Source organism: Sphingomonas sp. NPDC019816, assembly GCF_050274375.1.
Classification (GTDB): Bacteria; Pseudomonadota; Alphaproteobacteria; order Sphingomonadales; family Sphingomonadaceae; genus Sphingomonas.
Window position 1 is genome coordinate 1 of the sequence record NZ_JBNNOB010000118.1, and the last position, 11,737, is coordinate 11,737.

The following is an 11,737-nucleotide window of genomic DNA, read 5'->3' on the forward strand; positions in this document are numbered from 1 at the left end:
CCGTTCAGCCTGAGCGAAGTCGAAGGCCAAGGGAAACCCCGACCACCAAAAAGCAAAAAGGCCCCGGCGGATACCGCCGGAGCCTTCACGCACGTTCAGCCGGGTGATGGGCTTACTTGGCGTCGTCCGCCGTCTTGGCGACGGTGTTGCCGGCCGAGCTGACGTCGCGACCGACGCCTTCGACCGTGTTGCAGGCGCTGACCAGCAGCGCGCCGGCGACGATCGCCAGACCCATGAGCTTGCGCATTCCGTGTCTCCTTATGACAAAACCGTCCCGACCCAATGCGCGGCGGGGGCTTTCGTTCCGGCCCTGTTACGGACGCTTTGGCGATGGGGGGAAAATGATTAAGGCCTGGAAGCGTCACCGGGGGGGGGGAGGGTGGACGCTTCCAGGCCTATGTCTTGGACAGCGAGAGCGGGGGGGCATAAGTTCGCTATCCGAAGATCAAAACCCGCTGCCCGACAATGGGTTCCAGCGAAATTGCGCGATTGCGAATCTTTTTCGCCAGAGCCCTTAATCGCGCCCGACAACCGGGATGCCGATCTCATAGGCGCCGGTCAGCGGGTCGTGGTGCAGCGGCGCGCGCAGCTGGCGGGCCAGCCCCTCCATCACGCGGCCATAGCGTTTGCCGATCAGCTCGCGCAGCAGGTCGGTCTCCACGAGCGCGCGGGACACGACGCGGACGACGGCGCGGCCCTCGTCCTCGGCCGGCTTGATGGCGACGCGAATCTGCGCCGCCGGGTCGCAGTTCATCGCCAGCTCGAGCGTCTCGGTCACCAGAAAGGCGACGGCGACCGCGACGTCCTGATTGACGAGCAGCGGCGCGACATCGAGCGATATGCCGATGCCCGACGCCCCTTCGGGTGCGGTGGCGCGGATATTGGCGGCCAGTTCCCCGATCATGGTGCGCAGGTTGAGCCCGCGATTATCCTCCAGTTCCGCGAAGTGATGGCGATGCACCACCGCCAGCGCATCGACGCGCCGCTGGATCGAGGAATAGGCGGCCATCGCCTCGGGCCCGGTCGCGCCGCGCGCGTGGAAGTTGATGAGGCTGGAGATGACCTGAAGGTTGTTCTTCACGCGGTGATGGACTTCGCGCGTCAATTTGGTCTGGCGCACCAACCCTTCGGCGAGTCCGGCCTCGTGCGTGGCGACGGTCTGGGTGATCGCCTCGAACGTATCGGCGAGATCGCGAATCTCCTGCGCGGGGGCCGCCTCGACCTGCGAAATGTCCAGCGTCTTGCCGGGGCGATAGGTGGCGACGATACCGCGCAGCTGGCGAAGCGGCCGGATCAGCAACCGGTCGACCACGATCCAGCCGATCAGCACCGCCGCCAACCACATCAACAGCGGCAAGGCGAGCGCGACGATCAGCGAGGAGGTGATGGGCGCACTGGGGGCAGAGGTGCGCAGGACGAGCCCGGCGATGCCCAGTTCGGTGCGCATCGTCTTCATCCGCTCCAGCGGACCGTGACTGGCCATGCGCTCGATCGTCAGGGTTTCGCCACCCAGTTCGAGCACCGATTCGACCGGCATGCTATGACTATTCTGGTCGACGAGCGCGCGGACGAAGGCGAGCGGAAAGAAGGCGCGCGCCTGGGCCCGGCCGTCCTGGCTGGACACCGACAGAACCAGGCCACGGCCGGGCAGGAGGTCCGCGCCGATTGGCGAGCCATCGACCGGGGTCGGCAGCGCGGCGGGCAGGGGGTTGCCGCACAATGTCCGGCCGCTGCGGTCGGTGATCAGGAAGCGCGCGCCGGTCAGCGATTGCTGGGCGAAGACGCCCTGGGCGCGGGCGCAGCTTGGGGTGTCGAGGGGATCCTGCCCCAGAGCGCGGACCGCGACGCGCAGCGCGGTCATGTCGCCCATCAGTTCGATGGCGATGGCGCGGGCGTCTTCATTGGCGGCGATCCGCAACCGGCCGCTCGCCTCGCTATCGGCCAGGCGCGTCGTCTGCAGCGTCGCGAACACCGCGATCGCGGCCAGGACCAGCAGCGTACTGCCCAGCACCAGCACGAGACGCGCGCCGGTCGTCAATCGCGGGGAGGGGGGGCGAACGCGCTCGGTCGCTTCGATTTCAGCGGAAGATGTGGGGGTGCTGGCCATGCGGCCGGTCGTCAGTCCAGCTTGCTGAGAAGGTCAAGCATCTCGTCTGGAATTTTTTCGGCGACCGTCTTCTGATACGCTTGGCGAAGCGCCGAGCCGGCATCTTTCTCCACACCCTTTTGCGGTGTCGAGGAAGGCGTCTTCTTCGTCTTGTTGCCCAAACCCAAAATATCCCCCTGCACGACCCACTAGCGGGGCAACCGACGCAATGGCAGACCGTGACGCCGCCGGTCGGCCAGACGTCAGAGCCATAGTTGATGTGGCGATGAAACCAAATTCGATCTGGTTGGTTCCCGCTGCGATACGAAAATTCCATCGGGTGCGGCCGTTGCCGGTCCACCAGGCGGGATTTGCGGGAACGGCATTGAAAACGGCGGCGGGGCCCAGCACATGAGTCTCCGCGAATACCTCAGGGAGTGATAATTACCCATGTCGCTTGGACAGCAGCTTGCGCCCCATCTTCCCTTCTTGCGGCGCTACGGCCGGGCCTTGACCGGCAGCCAGGTGCACGGCGACAAATATGTTCGCGCGACGCTGGAGGCGATCGTGGCGGCCCCGGATCAGTTTCCGCGTGACGTCGATCCCCGTCTTGGCCTCTACCGCATGTTCCAGGGCATCTGGTCGTCGGCCAATTATGACGAGCTCGACAATGATGGCGTCGATGCCGATGGCAATGAGGGCGTGGCGCGTGCCCGTCTCGCGCGGATGACGCCGCTGTCGCGCCAGGCGCTGCTGCTGACCGCGATGGAGGGCTTTACGCCCGAGGACGCGGCCTATCTGATCGACGTCGAGCCGAGCGAGGTCGAGAATCTCGTCTCCGAGGCGTTGGCCGAGATCGAGAAGCAGACGCGTGCGCGTGTGCTGATTATCGAGGACGAGCCGATCATCGCGATGGATATCGAGACGATCGTGCGCGACCTGGGCCATGAGGTGACCGGTGTCGCTGTGACCCGCGACGAGGCCGTCGCGCTGGCGATGGAGGATCGTCCGGGCCTGGTGCTCGCCGACATCCAGCTGGCCGATGACAGCTCGGGCATCGATGCGGTCAAGGACATCTTGGCCGAATTCGAGGTCCCGGTGATCTTCATCACCGCCTTCCCCGAGCGACTGCTGACCGGTGAGCGGCCCGAGCCGACCTTCCTCATCACCAAGCCGTTCCAGCGTTCGACGGTGAAGGCCGCGATCAGTCAGGCGCTGTTCTTCGACCAGAGCACGGTGCCGGCGGAGTAAGACGAAGCAAACGCGTCCGTAAAACTATTTCGGTTACGGACCCAAAACGGTCGGGAGGCGTTGAGGCAGACATGGTTGATCCCCAGAAACCCATTCATGTCGCCAAGGAAGACGCGCGGGCAGGATCGACGCCGCATATGACGCGCTACATCCTGCCCATCTCGCTGATTTTGGTGATCGCGATCTTCGCGTATCTGGTGCTGCGCTGACCCGAGGGGCCTTCGATAATTCTCGGGCTCGGCTGGTCAAGGCTGGCCAACCGCCTTACATTTCAGGTCGACCGGTGGTCCGGTCGACTCCGACGATCGGATTTTCATGACGCAGCCACTGACGCGGGACGAAACCGAGGCCGACGCACCCGTCGAGCACGTCGCCCTGCCTGATTCCGAGTTCAAGTCCGAACTGGCGCGCGTGATCCCCCATCTTCGCGCCTTCGGCCGGTCGCTGTCGGGCAGCCGCGATCTGGCGGACGATCTGGTGCAGGAAACGCTGCTGAAGGCTTGGGCTGCGCGCAAGCGTTTCCAGGCGGGCACGAACATGCGCGCCTGGACCTTCATCATTCTGCGGAATCTGTACCTGTCGCAGATGCGTCGCGCGCGCTTCAAGGGCGAATGGGACGATCTGGTTGCCGACCGCATCCTGGCGGCGCCCGCCAGCCAGGATCGCCATGTTGAGCTGGGCGATATGCAGCGTGCACTGATGCATCTGCCCCAGCCGCAACGCGAGGCGCTGATTCTGGTCGGCGCGGGCGGCTTCGCCTATGAGGAAGCGGCCGAAATCTGCAATGTCGCGGTCGGCACGATCAAGAGCCGCGTCGCGCGCGGCCGCGTCGCGCTGGAGGCGATCCTGACCGAGGGTTCGTTGCCGTCGCGCCGTTTGCACGAAACGGACAGCAGCAAGACCGCGCTGGACAGCATTATGGGCGATGTCGACCAGCTGAGCGGCGGGCGCTAACAGTCTCCCTTCATCATTGATCTTCTCCAGCGGCCGCCCCGGTATCGATCGGGGCGGCTGTTTTGTCATGGCCGGATGCGCGTTGACAGGTGCCGCGGCATCCTGTCCGATCGCGCCATGCGGATATTGACCCTCATCCTCGCGGCCATCCTGACGATGGCGGCAACGCCGCCGGTGCCGGACGCTTTGAAACCCTATATCAAGGGCGATCGCTTCGATCCGGGCGATTACGGATGGATGAAGGGGCGGTTTGCAGACGCGTCGCCTAAGGAGAAGGCGCAAGCGGCCGCGATTCAGGCATGGGTCATGGCGTGTTACGCGTCCGACCTGGCCGAGATGCGTGCCGAACTCCGCGCGCTGGGCATCACCGATCCCAAGATGAACAATACGATCATTCGTAATCCGTTATGTGCACAGGTCGCGTCGGCACCGGATGTCACGCACTGGCGGACGTTCGACGCGTTCCAGCGTTCGGTCGAAAAGGCGGCGCCGCTCGCCGATACCTATTTGCTGGCGGTGAACACCGCGAAGGCGTCGAGCGGGTCGCGCACGTCCGACTTGCATGATCTGCTGGTGGCGCGCCCGGTGGCGGAACAGATGCTGCGTTACGCGATGGATTGGGGTGGCGGCGATATGGCGGACGCGCCTCGGGTGTCCGACGATGTCCGTGCCGTGATCCTGTCGCGCATCTCGATCATCGCGGCCGTGGAGGATCATCGGAATGGCGAATGGCTCAAATCGCTGATCGCCGAGAAGGGGTGGCCGAAGCAGTCCGAGGTCGGCGAGGCCGGAGCGGCTGCGGCCTGGCTGCTGGCGCAACATGCGGATGCCGATCCGGCGCTCCAGCTACGCGTGTTGCGCGCGATGGAACCGCTGCTAGCCACTGGCGAAGTGGCAAAGGATAACTACGCGTATCTATACGATCGCATCATGCTGAAGATCACTGGCAAGCAGCGTTATGGGACACAGGCGATGTGTGCCGAGGGCAAGCGCACCGCCCAGCCGCTTGAAGATAGCGGATCGGTCGATCTGCGGCGGGCGGAAGTAGGGTTGCCACCCCTGGCGAACTATATCGCGATGATGGATGCCCATTCGGGGTCCTGCTCCGCCCCGTCCTAGGCAAAGGTGACGTCAGGAAGGCCGCGAACGCCGATCCAGTCGCGCCAGCAATTTCACCCAATGATCGGGCAGCCGCAGCGGGTGTGAAAACGCCGAACGCAGCGTGCAGCCGATATCGTCCGTGCGCTGTGGCGCGCGGACGATATGGACGTCGCTGTTGCCGTGTTCGATGCTCATCATGATTCTATAACGGGTGAGGGATTGACAAGTTTCTAAAATTATGAAGCGGCGGTATTAAGCCTTTCTAAAGCCTTTGTCGCGCGCGCGTCGGCCGATTAGGAATGGGTGATGATCGCCACGCATCCCGCCGCCCTGATCGACGCCGTCGCCCGCGCGCGCGCCCATTCGCCCTTCCTCGCGATGCTGCTCGACCGGGAGCCGGGGATCGAGGCGGCGGCACGGGAGGGGTATCTGCCCGATCCGCCGGCGCTCGACCCCGAGCTGCCGACCGGCGTGGCCCTGCGACGCGAGCGGCGGGCCTTGGCGTTGACGGTCGCGCTGGGGGACTTGTCGGGGGTCTATGACCTGACGGCGGTGACGCGGCGGCTGACCGACTTCGCCGATGCCGCACTCGACCGCGCGATCCGCGCCGCGATCCTGGAGCGCACGCCTGATGCCGAACCGGTTGGCTTCGCCGCGATCGCGCTGGGCAAGCAGGGCAGTCGCGAGCTCAACTACTCCTCGGACATCGATCCGATCCTGATCTTCGATCCGCTGACCTTGCCCCGCCGCCCGCGCGAGGAGCCGGAGGATGCGGCGGTGCGGATCGGCAAGCGGGTGGTCGAACTGCTCCAGGCGCGTGACGGCGAGGGCTATGTGCTGCGCGTCGACCTGCGGCTGCGGCCCTCGCCCGAGGCGACGCCGATCGCGATTCCCGTCGAAGGCGCGATCGCCTATTATGAGAGCCAGGCGCTGACCTGGGAGCGCGCCGCCTTCATCAAGGCGCGCGCGGCGGCGGGGGACATGGCGCTGGGGCAGCGCTTCCTTGATGCGATCCGGCCCTTTGTCTGGCGGCGTGCGCTCGACTTCGGCGCGGTCGGCGAGATTCGCGACCTGACCCGGCGCATCCGCGACCATCACGCACAGGGCCAGGCGCTGGGGCCGGGCTATGACCTGAAGCGCGGGCGCGGCGGCATTCGCGAGATCGAGTTCTTCGCGCAGATCCACCAGCTGATCCATGGCGGCCGTGACCCGGCGCTGCGGGTGCCGGCGACGCGCGATGCGCTGACCCGGCTGGCCGAGGCCGGGCGGATCGATGCGGGCGACGCGGCGGCGCTCTGCGCGGCCTATGAGACGCTGCGCACCATCGAGCACCGGGTGCAGATGATCGACGATCGCCAGACGCACCAACTGCCCAAGGGCGACGGGCTGGACCGGGTCGCGCATCTGCATGGGATGGCGGACGGCGCGGCGCTGGTCGCGATGCTGGCGCCGGTGACCGAACAGGTTGGTCGGCTCTATGACGCGCTCGATGCGGATGAGCGGCCGCGCCTGCCGCATGATCCGGTACTGCTCCACGTCCGATTGGAGGCGGCGGGCCTGCGCGATATCGAGGCGGCGGCGCGGCGGATCGCGGCCTGGCGCGGCGGCGATTACCCCGCGCTGCGCAGCGCGGCGGCGCGCGAGGCGCTGGATGCCGTCCTGCCGACGTTGGTCGAGGCGTTGGGGGAGGCGCCTGATCCCGATGCCGCGCTGCTGAAGCTCGATTCGCTGTTCGAGCGGATCACGAGTGCGATCAACATCTTCCGCCTGTTGGAGGCGCGGCCCGCGCTGGCGCATCTGACGGTCGCAATCCTCAGCCACGCCGCACCGCTCGCCGCCGAACTGGCGCGGCGTCCCGCATTGCTCGACGGGTTGATCGACGCCTCCGCCTTCGAGTCCTTGCCAGCGGTCCGCTTTCTGGAGCGGGCGATGCGCGGCGGCGAGGCGGGGCAGGATTATCAGGACCGGCTGGATCATGTTCGCCGGGTGGTCGGCGAACTCCGCTTCGCGCTGGGCGCGCAGATCGTGGCGGGGCGCGCCGATCCGCTGGAGGTGGCGGGCGGCTATGCGCGGGTGGCGGAGGCGGCGATCGGCGTGTTGGCGCAGGCGACGGTCGATGAATTCACCGCCGCGCATGGCCGGGTGCCCGACAGCGAGCTTATCATCCTGGCGCTCGGCCGGATGGGCGGCGCGGCGCTGACCCATGCCTCAGACCTCGACTTGGTCTATCTGTTCACCGGCGATTTCGCGGCCGAGTCCGATGGCCCCAAACCGCTCGGCGCGACGCTTTATTATAATCGCCTGGCGCAGCGGGTGACGGCGGCGCTGTCGGTGCCGACCCAGGCCGGGCCGCTCTATCCGGTCGACACGCGGTTGCGCCCCTCGGGCACGCAAGGCCCGCTGGTCGTGTCGATCGAGAGTTTCGCGCGCTATCAACGCGAAGACGCCTGGACCTGGGAGCATATGGCGCTCACCCGTGCGCGGCCGGTCTTCGGATCGGAGGGGGCGCGGGCCTCGGTCGCCGCGATCATCGCCGAGGTGCTGAACGGTGCCCGCCCGCCCCGCGACATCGCCACCGAAGCCGGCGAGATGCGCGCCGAGATGGCGCGGCACAAGCCGCCGCAGGGGCCGCTCGACGTCAAGCTGCTGCCCGGCGGTCTGGTCGATCTGGAGTTCGCGGTGCACCGGACCCAGTTGATTGAGCGGACCGGGTTCGACCCCGATCTGGGGCGCGCCATCGCGCGGCTGGTCGAGCGGGGGCTGATGTCGCCCGGCATGGTACAGGCGTATGACGTGCTGACCCGTGCGCTCGTCGCCTTCCGGCTGCTGATCCCCGATGGGCAGGAGCCGGCACCGGCCACCCGCCCGCTGATCGTGCGCGCCTTGGGCGTGGCCGACTGGGATGCGGTGGTTGAAACGCTGGAGGCGACGCGGCAGGAGGTGGCGCGGGTCTGGCAAGGAGAGTGAGCGATGGAACAGGGTGATGCGATCCCGGCGGTGACGGTGACGACCCCGAATGGTGGCGCGCTGGCGCTGGGCGATCTGGCGGGGCCGCTGGTCGTCTATTTCTACCCCAAGGACGACACCAGCGGCTGCACGCGCGAGGCGCAGGACTTCACCGCGCTGGCCGGGGATTTCCGTGCGGCCGGCGTGCGGGTCATCGGTATTTCCAAGGACAGCCCCGCCAAACATCAGAAGTTCGCGGCGAAATACGACCTGACGGTCGAGCTGGCCAGCGACGAGGATGGCGCGGCGTGCGAGGCGTTCGGCGTCTGGGGCGAGAAGAAGCTGTACGGCAAGACCTATATGGGGATCGAGCGCGCGACCTTCCTGTTCGACCGCGAAGGCCGGTTGGCGACCAGCTGGCGCAAAGTGAAAGCGCCCGGCCATGCGCAGGCCGTGCTGGAGGCGGCGCGCGCGCTTTGACCACGATCGCCCAGGCGTGCGCGGAGGTTCTGCGCGAGCATGATCCGCTGGCCAAGGTCCGGCGGGCACGGGCGGTCGCGCGTGCCTGGCGGCGTGGCGTGTTGGACCACGCCTTCGACATCGCCATGCCCGATGCGCCGGGGCGGCCCGACCGTCCCGAATTGCTGCCCCCCAATCGCATGCCGAAGCGCGGGCGCGGCGGATCGGAAAAGGGGCGGATCGCGCTCCTCCACGCGCTGGCGCATATCGAGTTCGCGGCGATCGACCTGGCCTTCGATGCCGCCGGGCGATTCGGCGCACAATTCCCACGCACGTTCGTCGACGACTGGATTTCGGTCGGCGCGGATGAGGCGATGCACTTCGCCGTGCTCCACCGGCGGCTGCGAACGCTGGGGTCGGGTTATGGCGAGTTGCCCGCCCATGCCGGCCTGTGGGAAGCGGCGGAGGAAACCGCGCATGACGCCATGGCGCGGCTGGCGGTGGTGCCGATGGTGCTGGAGGCGCGCGGGCTGGACGTGACGCCGGAGACGGTGGCGCGCTTCAGGGCGGGGGGCGACGAAGCGTCGGCGCGCATCCTCCATCGCATCTATACCGACGAGATTCGCCATGTCGGATTCGGCGCGAAATGGTTCGGCTATCTGGCCGCCGGGCAGGACATCGACCCGGCCGAACAGTGGCGAACGCTGGTCCGCCGCCATTTCCGGGGCGTCGTTAAGCCACCGTTCAACGACTCGGCGCGCGCGACAGCCGGTTTGACGCGAGACTTCTATGCGCCTCTTGCCGACATGGAACCCGAACAGGCACAAGCTGACCGTCTGTAACGCGGTGGGGCTGCGAAACAGGATTGGATGGACGAAAGCCGGCAACCCCGACTGTGGGGGCGCTTGGCAGCAAGGTGTCGGGGTTCGATGAAGCAGCTTGTGATGTCGGGTAAATCGATTGCGTCGCGTCTTCGGACCCTCTGTTTCACCGCCGCCGTTATCGGCATGGGCACGCAGGGCGCACTGGCCGCCCCGTCGTCCGCACCGGCTCCCAAGGCACCGAACCATGGCCCGGCCGTCGGTGGCGAGTTCATTCCGGCCAGCAGCACCGAGGCTTCGGCCGACCTGCGCGCCGACCAGCAGTTCCGCACGCTGTTTCAAAGCTGGAAGAAGATGGACGGGGTTCAGAAGGGCGTGATCGCCATTCCCTCGGTCCAGCCGGTCGACAAGCTCCAGTTCACCAGTAATTTCGGCATCCGCTCCGACCCCTTCCGCGGCACCGCCGCGATGCACGCCGGCGTCGACATCCCCGGCCCGGTCGGCACCCCCATCTACGCCACCGCCGACGGCATCGTCAGCCATTCGGGCTGGCAGGGCGGCTATGGCAACCTGGTTGAGATCAACCATGGCAAGGGCATCGCCACCCGCTACGGCCATCTGTCCAAGCTGCTGGTGGCCGATGGTGCCAAGGTGACGCGCGGCCAGCTGATCGCGCTGATGGGCTCGACCGGCCGTTCGACCGGCTCGCACCTCCATTATGAGGTCCGCATGGACGGCCATGCCGTCAATCCGGTGCCCTTCCTGACCACTGGCGACTATCTGATGGCGTCGCAGGACCACAGCATCCACCAGATCCCGGTGTCGACCGACGGTCCCGCCGCGCAGGACTGATCGCGGATCGGATCTGCGCCGGCGCGTGGGATTGCCGCCCGCCGCGCCCGCGCCTATCTGGGCCCTATGGCCACAAGCATTTCCGAAATCGCGCTGACCCCGGCCGCTGCGGCCCGCGTCGCGGCGATCGCCGAGCGGCAGAACAAGCCCGCCATCCTGCGTCTCTCGGTCGAAGGCGGCGGCTGTTCGGGATTCCAATACAAATTCGGGCTGGTTGACACGCCTGCCGATGACGACATGATCGCCGAGACCGATGGCGTCCGGCTGGTCGTCGACAGCATCAGCCTGGACCTCGTTCGCGGCGCGCAGGTCGATTATGTCGAATCGCTGGGCGGGGCCGCCTTCCGTGTGACCAATCCCAACGCGGCCTCGGGCTGCGGCTGCGGCACCAGCTTCGCGGTCTGACGTGAAGATCACCACCTACAACATCAACGGGATCAAGGCCCGTCTCCCGCGCCTGCTCGAATATCTGGCGGAGGCGGATGCCGATATCGTCTGTCTTCAGGAGTTGAAGACCAGCGACGAGACTTTCCCGGCGGCCGACATCGAGGCGGCGGGGTACGGCGTGGTCTGGCATGGCCAGAAAAGCTGGAACGGCGTTGCGGTGCTGGCGCGCGGCATTCAGCCGGTCGAGCGGCAGCGCGGTCTCGCCGGCGAGATCGAAGACGAGCATAGTCGCTACCTCGAATGTGAGGTCAACGGCCTGGTCGTCGCCTCGCTCTATCTGCCCAATGGCAATCCCTGCCCAGGCCCGAAGTTCGATTACAAGCTGCGCTGGATGGAACGGCTGGCGGCACGGGCGCGCGAATTGCTTGCGGAGGAGGTGCCGGCGGTGCTCGCGGGTGATTATAATGTCATTCCCAATGACGACGACACCTTCTCGGTGCCCGCCATGGCCAGCGATGCGCTGATGCAACCCGAGAGCCGTCAGGCCTATCGCCGGCTGCTGGCGCAGGGGTGGACCGATTCGCTGCGTACCCGCGCGCCCAAAGGCGGGGTGTGGACCTTCTGGGACTATCAGGCCGGGTCGTGGCAGCGCGATGCCGGGTTCCGCATCGACCATCTGCTGCTCAGCCCGCAGGCGGCCGATCGGCTGGTCGATGCCGGCGTCGACAAGAGCTATCGCGGGCGCGAAAAGGCCAGCGACCATGCGCCGACCTGGGTGAAGTTGCGCGACGCCTGAGGGGCGTAGCTGTGTACTCACCCCTCCCCTTCAGGGGAGGGGTCGGGGGTGGGGAGCTTCCACGGGCGCAGGTTTCGTCGATAG

The 11,737-nt window shown here is 66.8% G+C and carries 14 protein-coding genes; 10 read left to right on the forward strand and 4 right to left on the reverse strand.

Annotated elements, in window-relative coordinates:
• Positions 1-112 precede the first annotated feature (112 nt).
• The 3 genes from ACQKJZ_RS14915 to ACQKJZ_RS14925 form a co-directional block, all read right to left on the reverse strand.
• Positions 113-247, reverse strand: coding sequence for an entericidin A/B family lipoprotein (locus tag ACQKJZ_RS14915; protein WP_007405456.1), 135 nt, complete (start codon positions 245-247; stop codon positions 113-115).
• A gap of 267 nt (positions 248-514) precedes the next feature.
• The gene (locus tag ACQKJZ_RS14920; protein ID WP_427731943.1) at positions 515-2,107 is read right to left on the reverse strand and encodes a sensor histidine kinase; all 1,593 of its coding nucleotides are present in this window, start codon (positions 2,105-2,107) and stop codon (positions 515-517) included.
• Between the two features lie 11 nt (positions 2,108-2,118).
• A complete protein-coding gene (locus tag ACQKJZ_RS14925; protein ID WP_312489584.1) occupies positions 2,119-2,274 on the reverse strand; it encodes a NepR family anti-sigma factor in 156 nt (51 codons plus the stop codon).
• 262 nt (positions 2,275-2,536) lie between these two features.
• Here ACQKJZ_RS14925 and ACQKJZ_RS14930 point away from each other — a divergent pair, with 262 nt between their 5' ends.
• From ACQKJZ_RS14930 to ACQKJZ_RS14945, 4 genes are all read left to right on the forward strand, one after another.
• Positions 2,537-3,337, forward strand: a complete 801-nt coding sequence (locus ACQKJZ_RS14930) for a response regulator (RefSeq protein WP_312489583.1) — start codon at positions 2,537-2,539, stop codon at positions 3,335-3,337.
• A 71-nt stretch (positions 3,338-3,408) separates the two neighbouring features.
• Positions 3,409-3,546, forward strand: a complete 138-nt coding sequence (locus ACQKJZ_RS14935; protein ID WP_312489582.1) for a hypothetical protein — start codon at positions 3,409-3,411, stop codon at positions 3,544-3,546.
• Positions 3,547-3,652: 106 nt separating this feature from the next.
• Positions 3,653-4,291, forward strand: a complete 639-nt coding sequence (locus ACQKJZ_RS14940) for a sigma-70 family RNA polymerase sigma factor (protein ID WP_312489581.1) — start codon at positions 3,653-3,655, stop codon at positions 4,289-4,291.
• Positions 4,292-4,408: 117 nt separating this feature from the next.
• Positions 4,409-5,410 carry a DUF6624 domain-containing protein gene (locus tag ACQKJZ_RS14945; protein ID WP_427731946.1) on the forward strand — a complete coding sequence of 334 codons (1,002 nt, stop codon included), beginning with the start codon at positions 4,409-4,411 and terminating at the stop codon, positions 5,408-5,410.
• 12 nt (positions 5,411-5,422) lie between these two features.
• Here ACQKJZ_RS14945 and ACQKJZ_RS14950 read toward each other — a convergent pair whose 3' ends face one another.
• Complete coding sequence (locus tag ACQKJZ_RS14950) at positions 5,423-5,590, reverse strand: hypothetical protein (protein ID WP_427731948.1); 168 nt, start codon at positions 5,588-5,590, stop codon at positions 5,423-5,425.
• A 108-nt stretch (positions 5,591-5,698) separates the two neighbouring features.
• On the opposite strand from ACQKJZ_RS14950, the gene ACQKJZ_RS14955 reads away from it, so the two are divergent.
• The 6 genes from ACQKJZ_RS14955 (at position 5,699) to xth (ending at position 11,653) form a co-directional block, all read left to right on the forward strand.
• On the forward strand, positions 5,699-8,359 hold the full coding sequence (locus ACQKJZ_RS14955) for a bifunctional [glutamine synthetase] adenylyltransferase/[glutamine synthetase]-adenylyl-L-tyrosine phosphorylase (protein ID WP_427731950.1): 2,661 nt from the start codon (positions 5,699-5,701) through the stop codon (positions 8,357-8,359).
• Positions 8,360-8,362: 3 nt separating this feature from the next.
• Entirely contained in the window at positions 8,363-8,818 is a 456-nt protein-coding gene (locus ACQKJZ_RS14960; RefSeq protein ID WP_427731952.1) for a peroxiredoxin, read from the forward strand.
• Positions 8,815-9,639: a ferritin-like domain-containing protein gene (locus ACQKJZ_RS14965; RefSeq protein ID WP_427731954.1), complete on the forward strand. Its 825-nt coding sequence runs from the start codon at positions 8,815-8,817 to the stop codon at positions 9,637-9,639. The genes ACQKJZ_RS14960 and ACQKJZ_RS14965 overlap by 4 nt, the downstream gene beginning before the upstream one ends.
• A gap of 87 nt (positions 9,640-9,726) precedes the next feature.
• Positions 9,727-10,470 (forward strand): M23 family metallopeptidase, encoded by a 744-nt coding sequence (locus ACQKJZ_RS14970; protein ID WP_427731956.1) that lies wholly within the window; start codon positions 9,727-9,729, stop codon positions 10,468-10,470.
• A gap of 66 nt (positions 10,471-10,536) precedes the next feature.
• Positions 10,537-10,875, forward strand: coding sequence for an iron-sulfur cluster insertion protein ErpA (erpA, locus tag ACQKJZ_RS14975; protein ID WP_427731958.1), 339 nt, complete (start codon positions 10,537-10,539; stop codon positions 10,873-10,875).
• A gap of 1 nt (position 10,876) precedes the next feature.
• Positions 10,877-11,653: an exodeoxyribonuclease III gene (gene xth, locus ACQKJZ_RS14980; protein ID WP_427731960.1), complete on the forward strand. Its 777-nt coding sequence runs from the start codon at positions 10,877-10,879 to the stop codon at positions 11,651-11,653.
• The last annotated feature ends 84 nt before the right edge of the window (positions 11,654-11,737 follow it).

Coding starts and splice junctions, on each gene's coding strand:
- ACQKJZ_RS14920 (WP_427731943.1), bottom strand. CDS start 2,107: ATGGCCAGCACCCCCACATCTTCCGCTGAAATCGAAGCGACCGAGCGC.
- ACQKJZ_RS14940 (WP_312489581.1), top strand. CDS start 3,653: ATGACGCAGCCACTGACGCGGGACGAAACCGAGGCCGACGCACCCGTC.
- ACQKJZ_RS14955 (WP_427731950.1), top strand. CDS start 5,699: ATGATCGCCACGCATCCCGCCGCCCTGATCGACGCCGTCGCCCGCGCG.
- ACQKJZ_RS14935 (WP_312489582.1), top strand. CDS start 3,409: ATGGTTGATCCCCAGAAACCCATTCATGTCGCCAAGGAAGACGCGCGG.
- ACQKJZ_RS14960 (WP_427731952.1), top strand. CDS start 8,363: ATGGAACAGGGTGATGCGATCCCGGCGGTGACGGTGACGACCCCGAAT.
- ACQKJZ_RS14970 (WP_427731956.1), top strand. CDS start 9,727: ATGAAGCAGCTTGTGATGTCGGGTAAATCGATTGCGTCGCGTCTTCGG.
- ACQKJZ_RS14945 (WP_427731946.1), top strand. CDS start 4,409: ATGCGGATATTGACCCTCATCCTCGCGGCCATCCTGACGATGGCGGCA.
- erpA (WP_427731958.1), top strand. CDS start 10,537: ATGGCCACAAGCATTTCCGAAATCGCGCTGACCCCGGCCGCTGCGGCC.
- ACQKJZ_RS14930 (WP_312489583.1), top strand. CDS start 2,537: ATGTCGCTTGGACAGCAGCTTGCGCCCCATCTTCCCTTCTTGCGGCGC.
- ACQKJZ_RS14950 (WP_427731948.1), bottom strand. CDS start 5,590: ATGATGAGCATCGAACACGGCAACAGCGACGTCCATATCGTCCGCGCG.
- ACQKJZ_RS14915 (WP_007405456.1), bottom strand. CDS start 247: ATGCGCAAGCTCATGGGTCTGGCGATCGTCGCCGGCGCGCTGCTGGTC.